This window comes from Bacillus sp. PK3-037 (genome assembly GCF_054161355.1).
The window spans coordinates 1,234,399-1,252,861 of the sequence record NZ_CP096408.1; the positions used below are offsets into that span (position 1 = coordinate 1,234,399).

Sequence of the window (18,463 nt, forward strand, 5' to 3'; positions counted from 1 at the left end):
AGTAGGCTTTTTTAAAAATTTTGTATTTCAGTATTTCCATTTGGTTTTACTTATAGTAAGATGCATGTTAACTACAAAATAAAAAATGAATGTGCAGGGAAAGGATGAAAAAAATGAGCAACACAGAATTAGAGCTTCTAAGGCAGCAGGCAGACGAATTAAACTTGCAAATTTTAAAATTAATCAACCAGCGCGGAAATGTTGTGAAAGAGATCGGTAAAGCGAAAGAAGCCCAAGGTGTCAATCGCTTTGATCCCGTCAGAGAACGCACAATGTTAAATAAAATCATTGAAAACAATGACGGACCATTCGAAAATTCTACTATCCAGCACATTTTTAAAGAAATCTTTAAAGCAGGTTTAGAACTTCAGGAGGAAGATCACAGCAAAGCGCTTCTTGTTTCCCGTAAGAAAAAACCTGAAGATACAATCGTTGATATCAAAGGTGAAAAAGTCGGAGACGGCCAGCAAAGATTTATCGTCGGACCGTGTGCGGTTGAGAGCTATGAGCAGGTGGCGGAAGTGGCTGCGGCTGCTAAAAAACAAGGGATTAAAATTCTTCGCGGAGGAGCCTTTAAGCCTCGTACGAGCCCATACGATTTCCAAGGCCTCGGTGTAGAAGGACTCCAAATCTTAAAACGTGTAGCGGACGAATTTGACCTGGCTGTTATCAGCGAAATCGTAACGCCGGCTCATATTGAAGAAGCGCTTGACTACATTGATGTGATTCAGATCGGTGCGCGTAATATGCAGAACTTTGAATTGCTGAAAGCTGCAGGTTCCGTGAAAAAGCCTGTCCTTCTGAAACGCGGACTTGCTGCAACGATCTCGGAATTCATCAATGCAGCTGAATACATTATGGCACAAGGAAATGATCAAATTATCCTTTGTGAGCGCGGTATCAGAACATACGAAACAGCAACGAGAAACACGCTCGATATTTCAGCTGTGCCAATTCTGAAACAGGAAACGCATTTGCCGGTCTTTGTTGATGTGACGCATTCAACGGGCCGCCGCGACCTCCTTCTTCCGACAGCTAAAGCCGCTTTAGCGATCGGTGCTGACGGCGTAATGGCAGAGGTTCATCCTGATCCATCAGTCGCACTTTCTGACTCTGCTCAGCAAATGGCGATCCCTGAATTCGAAAAATGGCTGAATGAACTGAAACCAATGGTGAAAGTCAAAGCCTAATGGAATGAGATCAATACAAAAGGCCGCATATGCGGCCTTTTTTTGCGCTTTCTCGTTTATTTAATTATAAAACTCAAGTATACGTTTTCATCATCTATAAAAACGTGTATAATTTCATGAGAAGTATTTAAATTTGATGAATAATGAAAAATAATGTAGACTACTGACTTACGCTTACAAATCATAAACGACATAAATTCGGACATTATGACATTTCTCTACATAAAGTGTTTATGCTATAGATAAGGATAAGTGTATCCAGTAAAAGGAGTGGTTTTAGGATGAGCAATATTACGATCTACGACGTAGCGAGAGAAGCTAATGTAAGCATGGCAACCGTTTCCCGTGTCGTGAATGGAAACCCGAATGTAAAACCGACAACGAGAAAGAAAGTCTTGGAAGCCATTGACCGTCTCGGCTACCGTCCAAACGCGGTGGCAAGAGGGCTTGCAAGCAAAAAAACAACAACTGTAGGTGTCATCATTCCTGATATCTCAAGCATTTTCTATTCAGAGCTTGCGCGCGGAATTGAAGATATCGCGACAATGTATAAATATAACATCATTTTGAGCAACTCTGACCAAAACTTGGAGAAAGAGCTGCACTTATTAAACACAATGCTCGGCAAACAGGTCGACGGCATCGTATTTATGGGCGGAAACATTACGGACGAGCATGTAGCGGAATTTAAGCGTTCGCCAGTGCCGATCGTGCTTGCCGCTTCTGTTGAAGAGCAGGGTGAAACACCATCAGTCGCAATTGATTACGAGCAGGCGATTTATGACGCGGTGAAGCTTTTGGTTGATAAGGGGCACACTGATATCGCGTTTGTTTCCGGCCCGATGACAGAACCGATCAACCGCTCAAAGAAACTGCAAGGCTACAAACGGGCGCTTGAAGAGGCGAATCTTCCGTTTAATGAACAATTTGTCGCTGAAGGTGATTACACGTATGATTCCGGACTTGAGGCGCTTCAGCATCTCATGAGCCTGGACAAAAAACCGACAGCGATTCTTTCCGCAACTGATGAAATGGCGCTCGGCATTATTCATGCCGCACAGGATCAAGGCCTGTCCATTCCTGAGGATCTCGACATTATCGGCTTTGATAATACGAGATTAAGCTTGATGGTTCGGCCGCAGCTTTCAACAGTAGTTCAGCCGACGTATGATATTGGCGCGGTTGCCATGAGACTGCTGACAAAGCTCATGAATAAAGAGCCGGTGGAAGAGCATATTGTCGAATTGCCGCATCGCATAGAGTTAAGACAGTCAACCAAGTCATAAGAAAAACAAGAAAGCAAGCTTCACCTCTAAGGTGGATTCTTGCTTTTTTCGTATGAGTGAGGAGAAATGATGAAACGTTTTGATTATCTTACACCTGTTGGTTTTGTGTTAGGAACGATTATTATTGTGATTGGAATTATTTCCGGATCGGGAATAAGCGGTTTCCGCTCTTTTCTAGATCTGACTTCTTTCTTTATCGTAACAGGAGGGCTTTGCGCCGCTGTTTTTATCAGTTTTCCGCCAAGAGAGCTGAAAAAAACGCCCACTGTGTTAAAGCAGGCATTTATCCGCCAGGAAGACAATGTAAAAGATCTTGTGAAAACCTTCGTTTCCCTTTCCGATCATGCGCGAAAACATGGGCTTTTATCACTGGATGATCAGGCCAGAGAAATCAGAGATCCATTCTTGAAAAAGGGGCTGCTTCTGACGGTTGACGGCTGGGATGAAGAAACGATTCGGCTTGTCATGGATTCAGAAATTGCAGCAATGGAGGAACGGCACCGCAAAGGGCGGCGTGTTTTGGAGAAGGCGGGGGAATTTGCTCCGGCATGGGGCATGATTGGAACACTGGTCGGGCTGGTGCTGATGCTCAAAAACTTAAATGACCCCGATATGCTCGGTCCGAATATGGCTGTTGCACTTTTGACGACCTTATATGGATCATTGCTGGCAAACATGGTATTTAATCCGATTGCGGCTAAGCTCGAAGAAAAAACAGAAAGTGAAATCTTCATCAAACAGGTGATGGTGGAAGGTATCATCGGGATACAATCCGGAAAAAATCCGCGCAATCTGGAAAGCCAGCTCGTTGTTTTCAGTTCTCGGGAAGAATGGCGGAAGCAGCATAATCAAGTAAAGACAAAAAAGGGATCTGTACATGAAGCTTAGAAGAGACCGCTTTGAACGAAGGAATGGAAACGGGAAAAACAATCAATCATCCTCGGGCTGGATGGTCACCTTTACAGATCTGGTTACGCTGATCCTTGTGTTCTTTATTTTACTTTTTTCGATGTCGCAGATCGATCTGCAGAAATTTAAAGCAGCGGTGGACTCAATCCAAAAGGAAGGCAGCGGACTTCAGCCGGACCAAACGTCCATAGAAAAAAAGGATACATCGCCAGCCGATGCAGAGAAGCAAGAGGATCAGCAGGATCAGCTTCTCAAGAAAGTAAATACATATATAAAAGACAATCATTTGAAGGCCACAGCCAAACGAGATGAACGCGGTGTCGTGCTCGTTCTGCAGGAGGCTGTGCTGTTTGATACAGGTGAGGCAAAGGTGCTGAAAAATGCCGAAACGCTTCTTCACCAAATTGCAGTCCTTCTTCAGACTATTCCAAATGATATACAGGTGGAGGGCCATACAGACAGCCGAAACATTTCAACGTACAGGTATCCGTCCAACTGGGAGCTATCCGCAGCACGGGCAAGCGGAGTCATTCAATATTTCACATCAAAAGAGAAACTCCCGTCGAAGCGATTTATCGCTGTTGGCTATGCGGATACAAAGCCTGTAAAGGATAACAAAACAAATGAACACATGAAGGAAAACAGACGTGTAGAAATCGTCATCAAAAAATCAAAAACGACCTCTTCGTGAAGGTCGTTTTTTTATTTTGTTTTTTCCTGACGCTCTGAACGTATCGCATATAACGCTTTGCTGACGGTTTGGGCATTTTTTTCTGTAATTTCTGGCTTGCGTGGAATCGCCGGATATAAATCGGCGGGATCGCTCCAGCTGGACGGAAGGGTGACTGGGCATTGCTTTTGCCATTTTGCGATCCATTCAGATGGAATGTCATGTCCCGGATCGATCCCTTTCATTTCAAGCCATACTCGGGCCCAGGCACGGGGCACCACACGCCAAATATCATATCCGCCTCCTCCGACGGCGATCCATCTTCCGCCGCAATATTGATGCGCTAAAGCGTGAGCAAGCCGCGGAATCTGTTCGTAAATGGCAATCGTTGCCGACAAATGCGTCAGCGGATCGTAGTAATGGGCATCAGCTCCATTTTGGCTGATAATCACATCCGGCTGAAAATAAGCGGCGATTTCTGAAGCTGCTGTCTGGTAAGCCTCAATAAATGAATCATCCTCTGTAAACGCATCAAGCGGGATATTAAAGGAATATCCGTAGCCTTTTCCGCTGCCTTTTTCCTGAATCTGACCGGTTCCGGGGAATAAATACCGCCCCGTTTCATGAATGGACAGGGTGCATACGTTGGGATTATCATAAAACGCAAATTGCACACCGTCTCCGTGATGGGCGTCCGTATCAATATACAGCACCTTGGCTTGATATTTTTTCTGAATATATTGAATCGCTACAGCGCTGTCGTTGTATATGCAAAATCCCGAAGCCCTTCCGCGAAACCCGTGGTGCAGGCCTCCCCCGAGGTTGGCAGCATGCAGTGCTTGTCCAGACATGACATAATCCGCAGCTGTTAAGGTTCCGCCGACTAATAGTGAGGCCGCTTCATGCATGCCTGCAAAGACGGGTGTATCTTCAGTGCCGAGCCCGTAGCTTTCCCCTTCTTCGGGTGGAAGTTTTCCGGCGCCGGCAAGCTGTACTGCCTGAATATAATCGTCCGTATGCACAAGAGCCAGCTCATCTTCTGCCGCAAGCCGGGGACTGACGATATCCCCCTCGTCAAAGGCATCCATCGATTTGAGCAAATCATATGTCAGCAGAACACGCTGCTGATTAAAGGGGTGCTCCTGATGAAACATATAAGTCTGATAAGAGGGAGAATAAATAAACACACTGTCCCTCATAGCTGATCCCTGTGCTCTGACGGCCAGACGATGAGATGCCCGTTTTTTTGCAATTCCTGCAAAAACGGCAGCGGATTCATCGTCTTGATACGGAATACAAGCACCTTTGCGCCGGAATCGTCATGGGGATAGACAAGAACGCTCAGTATTTTGACCTGAAGTCTTTGGCAGAGGCTACTGATATCGGCGAGGCTTTTTGTGATGTCATGTACTTTTATTTCAACCTGCGATCCGGGCTGGTCAGCGCCTGTCAGCTTCACAAAAGTCCGCAACAAATCGGTTTTTGTCAGAATGCCGATTACCTCTTGATGCTGCACGACTGGAAGGCAGCCGATGCCGTGCTCGTAGAAAACGGCTGATATTTCTTCAACAAAATCAAGCGGATGGGCGCACACGACGTCTTTTTTCATAATTGATTCCACGCTTCGTGTGAGAAAACGGCTGCGTTTGCTTTCTTCAAAAATGCTGGGGCTGGCCTGTTTCATATCTCTGTCTGTAATCATCCCAATCACATGACGGTCTTCATTAATAATAGGCAAATGCCTGATATGAAATTCCTCCAGCTTGTGTATGGCCGTTTCAAGCGTATCCGTTTTCGTTAATGTGATGACATCCTTTTTCATGATTTGCTCAACAATCATTATCTTTTCCCCTTTGTCAGTGTCAGTTAATACATATAACGATGATAAAAACGGAGCCTGTCAAATCGTTCAATTGATTCCTGGCTGACGTTTTTTCCGATGCGCGCCATCAGGCAGTTCGCAGGATGGGAGCTGATCTCGGGCTCATCGGTGGCAAACCAGACCAATCCGCCTGCGTTCATCATTTTCTCCATGATCTTTCTGTACTCCCACACATCCTTTTTCATCCCTTTTAAATCCCAATGCCAGTAATATTCTGTCGTCATCACAATGTAGTTCTCCATTTGCTCGTCCATCATGCTGACGGTCAGAAGTGTTTTTCCGACAGAACATCCCCGGTATTCCGGTGCCACCTCAATGGCTCCGAGCTCAAGCAAATCCTCCATATTTCCTTCTGACCATCTTTCGAGCGGGTCAGGGTATAGATACGTCACATAGCCGACAATGGCCTGGCCGTCTCTGGCAATGATAATGCGTCCCTCAGGAAGGCCGGCAATATCGACTAATGCTTCATGCTGTTCCCGGGGCGGCCGAAATGCGGTCAAATCCTTATGAAACTCATAACCTGCCAAGTCTTCTGGAGAGACAGGCCCTTCTATCAGTAAGGAGCCGGTTGCTGTTTTGATGTTTGCAGAGTGATATGTTTTATGATGTTCCACTGATTCACCGTCCCATCAATTTCTATAAAAAATACATGCCTCCTTTAAGAATAACAAATTATAAAGCGTTTTCAACATGGTTTATATTTTAAAAATTGAGAAGAATATGAATATATACTATAATAAATGTGACAACTTCAGCAAAGGGGGATGTTTGGACATGAATTTGAAAGCGTTGCCAGCGATAGAGGGGGATCATAACCTAGAAAACTACGATGAAACGTATCGGCAATTTGATTGGTCCGAAGCGGAGAAACATTTCTCTTGGCATAAGACAGGGAAATTGAACGCGGCTTATGAAACGATAGACCGCCACGCCGAATCTTTTCGGAAAAACAAAATAGCACTTTATTATAAGGACGCAAAACGGGATGAAAAATACACATTTAAAGAAATGAAAGAAGAAACAAACAGAGCCGGGAATGTGCTGAGACGGTATGGAAATGTGGAAAAAGGGGACCGCGTTTTTATTTTTATGCCGAGATCACCCGAGCTTTATTTTATTATGCTAGGCGCTATCAAAATTGGCGCAATCGCCGGGCCGTTATTTGAAGCGTTTATGGAAGGGGCTGTTAAGGACCGGCTGCAAAACAGCGAGGCAAAGGTTATTGTCACGACGCCTGAGCTTTTGGAAAGGATTCCGGTTGACAAGCTGCCTGATTTACAGCATATATTCATAGTCGGCGGCCAGGCTGAAAAGAGCGGGACAAACATCATTCATTATGATGAAGCGGCTAAGCATGAGAGTACAAGACTGGACATTGAATGGATGGACAAAAAAGACGGCTATTTGCTTCACTATACATCAGGATCTACGGGTACGCCGAAGGGTGTGCTTCATGTCCATGAGGCGATGGTTCAGCAGTATCAGACAGGAAAATGGGTCCTTGATTTAAAGGAAGAGGACATTTATTGGTGCACAGCCGACCCAGGCTGGGTGACTGGAACGGTGTACGGGATTTTTGCGCCGTGGCTGAACGGAGCGACAAATGTGATAGTCGGCGGACGATTCAGCCCGGAAAGCTGGTATGGAACGATTGAGCAGCTTGGCGTAAACGTCTGGTACAGCGCGCCGACTGCCTTTCGAATGCTGATGGGGGCCGGAGATGAGATGGCTGCCAAATATGATCTGACTTCACTCCGCCATGTGCTGAGTGTCGGTGAACCTTTAAACCCGGAAGTGATCAGATGGGGGCATAAAGTTTTTAATAAACGGATTCATGATACATGGTGGATGACAGAGACGGGCGGCCAGCTGATCTGTAACTATCCTTGCATGGATATTAAACCAGGCTCGATGGGAAAACCGATTCCCGGTGTAGAAGCAGCAATAGTTGACAATCAGGGGAACGAGCTTCCGCCGTATCGAATGGGGAACCTCGCCATTAAAAAGGGCTGGCCTTCTATGATGCACACGATTTGGAACAACCCTGAAAAATACGAATCTTATTTTATGCCTGGCGGATGGTATGTGTCGGGTGATTCTGCCTACATGGATGATGAAGGGTATTTTTGGTTCCAAGGCAGAGTGGACGATGTCATCATGACCTCCGGTGAGCGTGTCGGACCATTTGAAGTGGAAAGCAAGCTTGTCGAACATCCGGCAATTGCGGAGGCGGGGGTCATTGGAAAACCTGATCCCGTGCGCGGCGAAATCATCAAAGCCTTTATCGCTCTCAGAGAAGGGTTTGAGCCGTCTGATAAACTGAAAGAAGAAATCCGCCAATTTGTCAAACAAGGCCTTGCAGCCCATGCGGCTCCGCGTGAAATTGAATTTAAGGATAAGCTGCCAAAAACACGGAGCGGTAAAATTATGAGACGTGTGCTGAAGGCGTGGGAGCTGAATCTTCCGGCCGGAGACCTATCAACGATGGAGGATTAAAAGGCGCCGTTGACACGGGATTTTATTTATGTTAAAAATGAGATAGCTTCATATGAAAAGGTAAAGATTGAGACAAGTAGAATATCCTTACGTTCCAGAGAGCTGATGGCCGGTGAAAATCAGCACAGACGGATATATCGAATACACTCATGAACCGCTTTTGCAAACAAAGCCGCTCAGGCTTTCAGTAGTGAAAGAACGGACCTGATCCGTTATCAGGCAAAGTGATAAGAGCGAAAAGCTGTATGTATGCTCTTATTAGTAGGGTGGTACCGCGATAATCAATCGTCCCTTCGTTTACACGAAGGGGCGTTTTTATTTTATTAAAAAAGGAGCTTTATCTCATGACAAACTTACTTGAAGACTTATCCTTCCGCGGATTGATTCAGCAAATGACGGATGAAGAAGGACTGAATAAACAGCTGAACGAAGAAAAAATCCGCCTGTACTCAGGCTTTGATCCGACAGCAGACAGCTTGCATATCGGGCACCTGCTGCCAATTCTAACACTCCGCCGTTTTCAGCTTGCGGGGCACCATCCGATTGCGCTTGTGGGCGGCGCGACGGGTTTAATCGGCGATCCAAGCGGAAAAAAAGCTGAGCGTACGTTAAACACGGCTGATATCGTTGTCGAATGGTCGCAAAAAATCAAAAATCAGCTTTCAAGATTTCTTGATTTTGAGTCAGCGGAAAACCCGGCTGTTATGGCAAACAACTACGACTGGATCGGAAACCTGAATGTGATCGACTTCCTTCGTGACGTCGGCAAAAACTTCGGCATCAATTACATGCTGGCAAAAGATACAGTCAGCTCCAGAATCGAATCCGGCATTTCTTACACGGAATTCAGCTACATGATTCTTCAATCTTATGATTTCTTAAACCTGTACAGAGAGAAAAACTGTAAGCTGCAAATCGGCGGAAGCGATCAATGGGGCAACATTACAGCTGGCCTTGAGCTGATCAGAAAATCTGAAGAAGAAGGAGCAAAAGCATTCGGTCTTACGATTCCGCTTGTAACGAAAGCGGACGGCACAAAATTCGGAAAAACCGAAGGCGGCGCAATTTGGCTTGATAAAGAAAAAACGTCTCCATATGAGTTCTATCAATTCTGGATCAATACAGATGACCGTGATGTAGTGAAATATTTAAAATACTTCACGTTCCTTTCAAAGGAAGAAATCGAAGAATATGCTGAAAAAACTGAAACAGCACCTGAAAAGCGTGAAGCGCAAAAACGCCTGGCAGAAGAAGTGACAGCGCTCGTTCACGGACGCGAGGCACTGGAGCAAGCGATTAATATTTCCCAAGCATTGTTCAGCGGCAATATTAAAGAGCTTTCTGCCCAAGACGTAAAAATCGGTTTTAAAGATGTGCCTTCTCTAGAAAAAGACAGCGCTGAAGAACTGTCACTCGTAGATGTGCTGGTTGAATCGAAACTGTCACCGTCTAAACGCCAAGCCCGTGAAGATATTAAAAACGGAGCCGTTTACATTAACGGTGAACGCCAGACAGAAATTGACTATATCTTATCTGCTGAAGACCGCATTGAAGATCAATTTACTGTTCTGCGCCGCGGGAAGAAAAAATACTTCCTTGTCACATATAAATAAGAAAAAAACATCCTTTGCTTAATTGGCAAAGGATGTTTTTGGTTTAGCGCATAGGAATTTGAGGGAAAGAGTATATTAGATAGGGCAAACACGACCATTCACCACCTTTTCATAGGAGGGAGAGCTCACCGTGAATCTCATGTGTACGATCGCCAAAGAAAGATTACAGCGGGATTATTGGGAGCAGCAGGCCAGAGAAAGTGTTGTCCAGCAGGAAACGGTAGAAGAATCAGACGAAAAAAAACCCCCGACCGCATAGCGGCAGGGGGTTTTTAAACGATTAACGAGAGTAGAACTCAACGATAAGCGCTTCGTTAATTTCCGGAGCAAGTTCAGAACGCTCTGGAAGACGAGTGAATGTACCTTCAAGCTTTTCAGCGTCGAAAGTAAGGTATTCAGGAACGAAGTTGTTTACTTCAACAGATTCTTTGATGATAGAAAGGTTTCTTGATTTTTCGCGAACACCGATTGTTTGACCAGGTTTTACTTGGTAAGACGGAATGTCAACGCGGCTTCCGTCAACAAGGATGTGACCGTGGTTAACTAATTGGCGTGCTTGACGGCGAGTGCGTGCAAGACCGAGCTTGTACACAACGTTATCAAGACGTGCATCTAAAAGAATCATGAAGTTTTCGCCGTGTTTACCAGTCATTTTTGCAGCTTTGTCAAACAGTGTGCGGAATTGACGTTCGTTTACACCGTACATGTGACGAAGCTTTTGCTTTTCTTGCAATTGCAAACCGTATTCTGATAATTTTTTACGTTGTCCTGGGCCGTGTGGACCTGGAGCGTAAGGGCGTTTTTCTAATTCTTTTCCTGTTCCGCTAAGAGAGATTCCTAGACGGCGGGACAGTTTCCAAGATGGACCTGTATAGCGAGCCATAATGTGACTCCTCCTTTGGTTTTATTTTTGTGGAAAATAAAAACCGTCTGTTCTATTCGACCATGTACATTTTGTTTTCATGTATCCTCGCTCCAGCAGCAGAGAGTTACACGATACACCTTATTGATAAGGAACAAAATGAAAACATAGAAGCTGAACAAAAAGGCTGCAATATTTCACACAAAGGTCATTATATAATTTATTTGTTTTGAAGTCAACCATTCATCCATTATCGCTTTGCTGTTTATGATATAATAAACAAAAATTAGTGGTAAACTTTTTAGGTGATAAAACATGATAGAACAAACAAAAGATCAATTACCCGCCTTTCGTTATCATATACTCGAATTTTTATTAACCAAATCTGTAAAGGTCTCATTCACCGACTCTCTTTTATGGCTGACATCGGCTATTCAAACATATTTTCCATCACTTTGCGTATCCCTTATACCGTCTCCATCTGATCGCATGGCACAAATGTCAGAGGATGAAGTGCATTTTTCTGCATCGAAAATAAATGCCTCATTTTATGTTATCGAGGATCATGTCTCCGGCAGGAGCTTTCATTTAACATGCAGGCAGGACGAAGTGTTTCCGGAAGAGCTTCCGGATTTGATTTCTTCTTTTTTGAATCAGTCAATGAAACAGGAAAGACTTTATATCAAAACAATCTATCAAAAAAAGATATACAAGATGACAGAACTGTTCCATTCGCTGCTCGATCAGACGGAAGTGTTGAAGAAGCTTCTTGAAAGCTTACACACCATGTTTCCCCTGTTTCAATTTTCTCTGTTTATTTCTCATGATCAGGACCAATGTATAGGTGTTCCTGCAAAGGAACTGTATATGGAAGGGGAAGATGCCGATTCCTTTGCGCTTAAAGTCTATCTATCCGGGGACATTTTGCGGAAAAATGAAACGGTCGCTTACATTCCAATTAAAGGGCAGCAGGGAACGTACGGCGTTCTGATGGCAGGTGGGGCGGGAGACAGTCCTCTTACCGACGTGTACCTTGATGAAATGTCACTGATAGCAAATGCGGCGGGAAAGGCGTTTGAAAATGCCCAGCTCTATGAACAATCCAAAACAAGTATTGCAAACTTGGAATTAATTAATGAAACATCGCGCCGTCTCAATCAGCGGCTGACGCTGACGGATACGATGAACGATCTTGCTGTGAGAATGGCTGAATCATTTCATGCTGAAGAAGTGGGCTTTTTCCATATTGACCATTTTGAACATCAGACACTGCTTCCCGGGAGCACAGCATTTTTTAAAGAAACGAAGGCGTCTGATATATATAATGAAATAAAAGAAAAACTGTACGAAGGAGAGAATGGCGTTTTTATCGGAAATGGACAGTCTGTGTTTGGAAAAGCCGGATACGGTTCACTTATGGCTGTTCCGATGATGGAGAATGACCAGCTCCTGGGATTCGCCGTTTTGCTGAAAAAGGAAATGTACGCTTTTACATTTGAAATGTACAAGCTGTTCCAAGCGCTGATTCATCACGCAACGCTGGCTGTGACCAATTCGATGCTTCGCGACCGCCTTGAGCATCTGGTGAAAACGGATCAGCTGACAGAGCTGTATTCAAGAGTCTATTTAGATGAAAAAATCCAATACAGCATGAAAATTCATCAAAAAGGCGTTTTTATTCTTGTTGATATTGATAATTTTAAAAATGTAAATGATACGTACGGACATCAGACAGGGGACGAGATTTTAATACAAGTCGCTTCCGTTATCAAAAGCAATATCCGAAAGCATGATGTCGGCGCCCGCTGGGGGGGCGAGGAGCTGGCGGTTTATCTTCCGAATGTGACGGTTGCTGTCGGGAAACGGATTACCGAAAGGCTTGTTTGTGCGGTGAGAAAAAGCACGAAGCCTGAGGTGACGATTTCATGCGGAATCTCCTGCTGGGACTCAGAATCGAAAAAATCCTTGAAGGAGCTTGTTCACGAGGCCGACGAAGCGCTTTACACCGCGAAACGCAACGGGAAAAACCGTTTGATGATTCACGAGTGGATAAAATGAAAAAAGCCCAAAACGCACATGTTTTGGGCTTTTGTTGTATGCTCTACACTAAAGCTTTTTCAAGGATTTCTACAAATTGTGTAAGATACTTTTCATCGATCTCATCAAATCGGTTTTTGACAGGGCTGTCAATGTCCAAAACACCGACTAGGTTTCCGCCTACATGAATCGGAAGTACAATTTCTGATTGAGATGCTGCATCACAGGCGATATGTCCCGGAAATGCGTTTACATCCGCAACTCGCTCCACTTTTCCGTTTGCATATGCTGTTCCGCAAACGCCTTTGCCGAAAGGAATACGGACACATGCCGGCAGACCTTGAAACGGTCCTAACACAAGCTGTCCTTCCCCTTCTTTAGCAAAATAGAAACCGGCCCAGTTGACCTCAGGCAATGAATGATAAAGCAGTGCTGACGCATTTGCGTAGTTTGCAATGTGGTCTGTTTCGTCTTCTGTTATGGCTTCGAGCTGTTTGAGCAGAAGCTGATAGTCTTTTTCTTTATCTCCAGATTGTTGTTCGACATGAAACATGGAAAACCCTCACTTTTTCTATAATATAAAACAAAATCCCGGCTTTTCTGCCGGCATTTGTCGATAAGTTCTTACAGGAACAGCCGGTCTCCGCCTTGAATTTGTAACAAGAGGAAGGAGTGAGCCGGTATGAAAGTAAGCACCAAAGACAAAATTATTGAATCTGCTGTCATGCTCTTTAACCAAAAAGGATTTTCTGGCACATCTGTCCGTGAAATTGCAAAGTCAGCTGATGTAAATGTTGCGCACATCTCCTACTATTTTAAAGGCAAAGGAGGTTTGATGGAACACTTAGTTTCAGAGTTTTACGAAGGCTACAATAAAACACTTGAAACAGCGGCAGGCAACATCTCTTTTCAAAGCACGCAGGAACAGCTTCTCCAATTGGTTTTCGATATTTTATCCTATCAGCATAACAATCGTCAATTAACTAGGTTTGTCTACCGGGAAGTCACGATTGATTCGACTTTAATAAGGGAAATTATGTCGACGTACCTGATGAAGGAAAAGTATATTTTCCAGCTGATTATTGAGGAGGGAGAAAAACAGCGAGAACATTTAACGCTGCCGCTGCCTCATTTTATTCTTCAATTAAAATCTCTCTTGATGATGCCCTATCTCCAGCCTCAATATATTTCAGAAGTGCTCTATATGCAGCCGCACGAGCCGTACTTTTATAAAATGTATTTTGAAGAAATCAAGATTTGGATCAGAAGCGTATTCCGGACAGGAGACATGCGGTCACAAATTAGCGCAGTTCAGTAAATTTCTCATACGCGTATCCGACATCACCCGCTTGATGGGCATCAGACCCGAATACAAGCGGGATGTTTTTTTGCTTCGCCGCCTCAATCATCCATTCCTCCAGATAAATATTCCCCGCGTATGTTTTTCTCAGACCTGATGTATTAAAGTCGAGCTCCATTCCGTTTTCCTTGACAGCGTTCAGGCACTCAGAAGCAAGTCTGCGAATATGATCGGACATTTTATAAGGAAACAGCCTGATGAATTTTTTAACGAGTGTGATGTGACCGACTCTTTTTGGCTTATAGGCGCCGAGAGATGCTACAATAGAAGAATAAATGCTGCGGTAATACAGTTCATATACAGCTTCGATGCTTCCGCACTCTGAGATCAGCTTTTTAAATGTATGCTCATCATAGTCGAGGCACAGATAGGACGAGCCCGTGCGCAAAAAATGAACGGATAAGATGCTGTCATCTAAAAATGGGCCGTATGTATTCAGAAACGATTTGATTTGGTCTTCGTATTCAGCAATATAATCGACCTCAAGCCCGGTCCGTATGTCAAGCTGTCCGCGATATTCTTTTTTTAATCCGGAAATTTCATTAATGTAGCGTTCCAAAGAGGCTTGCGCCATCGCGCTGTCTTTTTGCGGTGTCGGATCGGTAAAAGAGGGGGGCAAAGGAGCGTGTTCTGTAAACGTAATCGATTGAAAGCCTTTTTTTATCGCTTCCTCCGCATATTGTCTGAGTGTGTCTGTTGTTCCGTGAGGGCAAAATGGTGTGTGAATATGTCCGTCTCGCTTTAGCATTGCTGTCACCCCGTGAAAAAATAGTCAAATCCTGCCGATTTTGTACAAAAAGTTTTTGATTTCTGCTCAAAAAATGTTGGTTACATGGTATCATAATAACAATGAAAACGACAGTTTTTCTCAATACATATCCTGAAATCTTTCTGAATAAATAAAACACCCTGACAGATTAAGATTAACAGCAAGGGGGCTCATTATGGAGTTTGTCATTGGATTATTAATTGTACTGCTCGCACTGTTTGCGGCGGGCTATTTTTTCAGGAAAAAAATCTACACGGAAATTGATCGTTTGGAATCTTGGAAGATTGAAATTCTCAATCGATCGATAGTGGAAGAAATGTCCAAAATTAAACATCTGAAAATGACGGGGCAGACAGAAGAGTTCTTTGAGAAATGGCGTGAAGAATGGGATGAGATTGTCACTGCCCATATGCCGAAAGTTGAAGAGCTCCTTTATGATGCCGAAGAATGCGCGGACAAATACCGGTTTAAAAAAGCCAATCAAGTGCTCGTTCATATCGATGATCTCCTGACAGCGGCGGAATCGAACATTGAAAAGATACTCCGGGAAATCAGCAATCTCGTCACAAGTGAAGAAAAGAGCCGCGAAGAGATTGAACAGGTAAGAGAACGCTACTCAAAGTCCCGAAAAAACCTGCTGGCATACAGCCACCTTTACGGAGAGCTTTATGACAGCCTTGAAGCAGATCTTGACGAGATTTGGAGCGGGATCAAACAGTTTGAAGAAGAGACAGAGGGCGGGAACTATATTACTGCAAGAAAAGTTCTCCTTGAGCAGGACCGCAATCTAGAACGGCTTCAGTCGTACATAGATGATGTGCCGAAACTGTTAGCCGACTGCAAGCAGACGCTGCCGGGCCAGATTGCAAAGCTCAAAGACGGATATCGCGAAATGAAAGAGAAAGGGTATAAGCTTGAGCATATCCAGATTGATAAGGAACTGGAAAACCTGTCAAATCAGCTGAAACGGGCAGAACATGTTTTGATGACTGAGCTGGATATTGATGAAGCATCTGCCATACTGCAGCTCATAGACGAAAATATTCAATCTGTTTACCAGCAGCTCGAGGGTGAAGTTGAAGCAGGCCAATCTGTGTTAAGCAAAATGCCTGAGCTGATCATTGCTTACGATAAGCTGAAAGAAGAGAAGGAGCAGACAAAGGCGGAAACTGAACTGGTGAAGGAAAGCTACAGACTGACAGCTGGTGAGCTGGGCAAACAGCAGGCCTTTGAAAAGCGCATTGATGAAGTCGGCAAGCTGCTTGCGTCAGTAAAAGATAAGCTGGATGCAGAGCATGTCGCCTACTCTCTTTTAGTTGAAGAGGTCGCATCAATTGAGAAGCAGATTGAAGAAGTGAAAAAAGACCATACGGATTACCGTGAAAAACTGCAGGCTCTTAGAAAAGAAGAACTGCAGGCGAGAGAGACACTTGGCAATCTGAAAAAAACAATTTCTGAAACAGCAAGACTGCTGAAGACAAGCAACATCCCGGGCATCCCGAGTCATATTCAAGAGATGCTGGAAAACGCGCATCATCACATTCAAGAAACGGTCAATCAATTAAATGAAATTCCTTTAAATATGGAAGAGGCCGGAGCCCATCTTAAACAAGCGGAAGATATCGTGAACAGGGCAAGCCGGGAATCAGAGGAACTGGTAGAGCAGGTTATGCTGATTGAAAAAATCATTCAGTTCGGAAACCGATTCAGAAGCCAGAACCATATTTTATCTGAACAGCTGAAAGAAGCGGAAAGACGGTTTTACGCTTATGATTATGAAGAATCCTATGAAATTGCGGCTGCAGCTGTAGAGAAAGCTGCGCCAGGTGCTGTGAAAAAAATAAAAGCTGATTTATCCGCTTAATTTCAGATCGTAAAAAAGAGCCCGCAGTTTATGAGCGGGCTCTTTTTTATTAAAAAAAACGCCTGCGCAGTAACGCAGGCGACCATAACATTAACTTATTTCTTTAAGCTGCTGTTTGGATGTACCGATGAAAAAGGTAAGAATATAGCCGATAACCGCGGCGATGATTCCAGGAATCACCCAGCCGATGCCAAGGCTGTATAGCGGCAGATTGTCATTTAAAAACGTATTTAGAGCTCCGAGCGAAAAGCCGGCTGCTTTTATTCCGTCTAAAATACTGAATAATCCTGTGCCGATTAAGCATGCAATGTAAACTTCACGTCTTTCTTTAAAGAGCTTATCAATAAATGAAAGAACGATAATGACAATGGCAAGCGGATAAATAGCTGATAAAATAGGAACTGAAAAAGCGATAATTTGAGCAAGCCCGAAATTAGAAATCATCAGGCTGAATAAAGTGACGATGGTTACGACAACTTTATATGATAACGCAGGGATAAGCTTTGAAAAATATGCGCCGCAAGAAGTGACAAGCCCAACGCTTGTGGTTAAACACGCGACTGTGATAGCTGATCCAAGTACGATATTTCCTAATGAACCGAATAAATAATGGGACGATGCTGATAAAATTTTAGCTCCTTCACCAACAGGCCCGATTGCGTTTGTGCTTGTTGCACCTAGGTAGGCCAGAGAAACATAAATGAATGTCAGCCCTAATGCAGCAATTATTCCGGCTTTAATACAAGCTGCGGCAAGAGCTTTTGATTGTGTAACGCCTCTGCTTTTCACAGCATTTACAACGACAACACCAAATACGATTGAAGCAAGCGCGTCCATTGTTTTGTAGCCTTCCAAAAATCCTTTAAATACCGGTGTTCCTTTATATGCTTCCGTTACTGCACCTAAACCGCCCATTGGCGTGATAATCGCTTTGAGAACAATCACTAAAATAATTGTGAATTTAATTGGAGTGAGAATTTTTCCGATTCGATCCACGACTTTTGTTGGGTTTAGCGCTAAATAGTAAGTAATGCCGAAAAAGATGAGTGTAAAAATTAATAAAGACAGTCTTTCAGGAACGCCAGTCAGAAACGGAACTGCACCAATTTCATAAGAAACGGTTCCTGTTCTCGGGATGGCGAATAATGGTCCGATTGATAAATAAAGCACAACAGTAAATACTGTACCGAATGCAGGGTGAGCTTTATCAGCAAGACCTTTAGCATCCTTGCCGGTTAATGCGATAGCGATAATTCCGAGAAGCGGCAGACCTACCCCGGTCAGTAAAAATCCGCCGATGGCTTTCCAGACATTGTGTCCGGCTGCTTGTCCAAGTTCCGGCGGATAAATCATATTTCCTGCTCCAAAGAATAGCGCAAATAGCATGAACCCAATAATAATGGTATCTTTGACAGGCAGTGAGTGTTTCATGAAAATCCTCCTAATAATTATGTTAAAATATTCAGTCAATTAATTGTCAGATAATATGACGAAACGAACAAATCTTATTATATGGTAAAAA

At 43.9% G+C, this 18,463-nt stretch carries 17 protein-coding genes and 1 other annotated feature; of the genes, 10 read left to right on the plus strand and 7 right to left on the minus strand.

From position 1 onward, the window contains the following. Positions 1-113: 113 nt before the first annotated feature. From M1D69_RS06365 to motS, 4 genes are all read left to right on the plus strand, one after another. Positions 114-1,190: a bifunctional 3-deoxy-7-phosphoheptulonate synthase/chorismate mutase gene (locus tag M1D69_RS06365; RefSeq protein WP_458104237.1), complete on the plus strand. Its 1,077-nt coding sequence runs from the start codon at positions 114-116 to the stop codon at positions 1,188-1,190. 281 nt (positions 1,191-1,471) lie between these two features. After that, positions 1,472-2,476, plus strand: a complete 1,005-nt coding sequence (gene ccpA, locus M1D69_RS06370; RefSeq protein WP_024122513.1) for a catabolite control protein A — start codon at positions 1,472-1,474, stop codon at positions 2,474-2,476. 69 nt (positions 2,477-2,545) lie between these two features. Continuing rightward, the gene (gene motP / locus M1D69_RS06375; protein ID WP_458106187.1) at positions 2,546-3,364 is read left to right on the plus strand and encodes a flagellar motor protein MotP; all 819 of its coding nucleotides are present in this window, start codon (positions 2,546-2,548) and stop codon (positions 3,362-3,364) included. Further along, the gene (gene motS, locus M1D69_RS06380) at positions 3,354-4,076 is read left to right on the plus strand and encodes a flagellar motor protein MotS (RefSeq protein WP_458104236.1); all 723 of its coding nucleotides are present in this window, start codon (positions 3,354-3,356) and stop codon (positions 4,074-4,076) included. The genes motP and motS overlap by 11 nt, the downstream gene beginning before the upstream one ends. An 11-nt stretch (positions 4,077-4,087) precedes the next feature. Here the strand turns inward: motS and M1D69_RS06385 are convergent, their stop codons facing one another. The 3 genes from M1D69_RS06385 to acuA are packed head-to-tail and all read right to left on the minus strand — an operon-like array spanning position 4,088 to position 6,554. Beyond that, positions 4,088-5,254 carry an acetoin utilization protein AcuC gene (locus M1D69_RS06385; RefSeq protein ID WP_458104235.1) on the minus strand — a complete coding sequence of 389 codons (1,167 nt, stop codon included), beginning with the start codon at positions 5,252-5,254 and terminating at the stop codon, positions 4,088-4,090. Next, positions 5,251-5,895, minus strand: coding sequence for an acetoin utilization AcuB family protein (locus tag M1D69_RS06390; protein WP_458104234.1), 645 nt, complete (start codon positions 5,893-5,895; stop codon positions 5,251-5,253). Before M1D69_RS06390 ends, M1D69_RS06385 begins: the two co-directional genes overlap by 4 nt. A 26-nt stretch (positions 5,896-5,921) precedes the next feature. Continuing rightward, positions 5,922-6,554, minus strand: coding sequence for an acetoin utilization protein acetyltransferase AcuA (acuA, locus tag M1D69_RS06395; RefSeq protein ID WP_069487059.1), 633 nt, complete (start codon positions 6,552-6,554; stop codon positions 5,922-5,924). A gap of 160 nt (positions 6,555-6,714) precedes the next feature. Here acuA and acsA point away from each other — a divergent pair, with 160 nt between their 5' ends. From acsA to sr7p, 3 genes are all read left to right on the plus strand, one after another. Further along, entirely contained in the window at positions 6,715-8,436 is a 1,722-nt protein-coding gene (gene acsA, locus M1D69_RS06400) for an acetate--CoA ligase (protein WP_458104233.1), read from the plus strand. A 54-nt stretch (positions 8,437-8,490) separates the two neighbouring features. After that, positions 8,491-8,732, plus strand: a binding site (T-box leader). A gap of 48 nt (positions 8,733-8,780) precedes the next feature. Beyond that, the gene (gene tyrS / locus M1D69_RS06405) at positions 8,781-10,049 is read left to right on the plus strand and encodes a tyrosine--tRNA ligase (RefSeq protein WP_069487060.1); all 1,269 of its coding nucleotides are present in this window, start codon (positions 8,781-8,783) and stop codon (positions 10,047-10,049) included. Positions 10,050-10,179: 130 nt separating this feature from the next. After that, positions 10,180-10,308 carry a small protein SR7P gene (gene sr7p / locus M1D69_RS06410; RefSeq protein ID WP_258182092.1) on the plus strand — a complete coding sequence of 43 codons (129 nt, stop codon included), beginning with the start codon at positions 10,180-10,182 and terminating at the stop codon, positions 10,306-10,308. Positions 10,309-10,329: 21 nt separating this feature from the next. Here the strand turns inward: sr7p and rpsD are convergent, their stop codons facing one another. After that, the gene (gene rpsD / locus M1D69_RS06415; RefSeq protein ID WP_003152406.1) at positions 10,330-10,932 is read right to left on the minus strand and encodes a 30S ribosomal protein S4; all 603 of its coding nucleotides are present in this window, start codon (positions 10,930-10,932) and stop codon (positions 10,330-10,332) included. 294 nt (positions 10,933-11,226) lie between these two features. Between rpsD and M1D69_RS06420 the strand changes: the two genes are divergently transcribed. After that, a complete protein-coding gene (locus M1D69_RS06420; protein WP_458104232.1) occupies positions 11,227-12,969 on the plus strand; it encodes a diguanylate cyclase domain-containing protein in 1,743 nt (580 codons plus the stop codon). A 43-nt stretch (positions 12,970-13,012) separates the two neighbouring features. On the opposite strand, the gene M1D69_RS06425 is transcribed toward M1D69_RS06420, so the two are convergent. Next, positions 13,013-13,501, minus strand: coding sequence for a GAF domain-containing protein (locus tag M1D69_RS06425; RefSeq protein WP_458104231.1), 489 nt, complete (start codon positions 13,499-13,501; stop codon positions 13,013-13,015). A 129-nt stretch (positions 13,502-13,630) separates the two neighbouring features. Here M1D69_RS06425 and refZ point away from each other — a divergent pair, with 129 nt between their 5' ends. Beyond that, positions 13,631-14,266, plus strand: coding sequence for a transcriptional regulator RefZ (gene refZ, locus M1D69_RS06430; RefSeq protein ID WP_010335311.1), 636 nt, complete (start codon positions 13,631-13,633; stop codon positions 14,264-14,266). On the opposite strand, the gene hisJ is transcribed toward refZ, so the two are convergent. Further along, entirely contained in the window at positions 14,250-15,056 is an 807-nt protein-coding gene (hisJ, locus tag M1D69_RS06435) for a histidinol-phosphatase HisJ (protein ID WP_458104230.1), read from the minus strand. The genes refZ and hisJ overlap by 17 nt on opposite strands. Before the next feature lie 196 nt (positions 15,057-15,252). Between hisJ and ezrA the strand changes: the two genes are divergently transcribed. Next, positions 15,253-16,941, plus strand: a complete 1,689-nt coding sequence (gene ezrA / locus M1D69_RS06440; protein WP_044153843.1) for a septation ring formation regulator EzrA — start codon at positions 15,253-15,255, stop codon at positions 16,939-16,941. A gap of 90 nt (positions 16,942-17,031) precedes the next feature. Here ezrA and brnQ read toward each other — a convergent pair whose 3' ends face one another. After that, complete coding sequence (gene brnQ, locus M1D69_RS06445; protein WP_458104229.1) at positions 17,032-18,372, minus strand: branched-chain amino acid transport system II carrier protein; 1,341 nt, start codon at positions 18,370-18,372, stop codon at positions 17,032-17,034. Between the last annotated feature and the right edge of the window lie 91 nt (positions 18,373-18,463).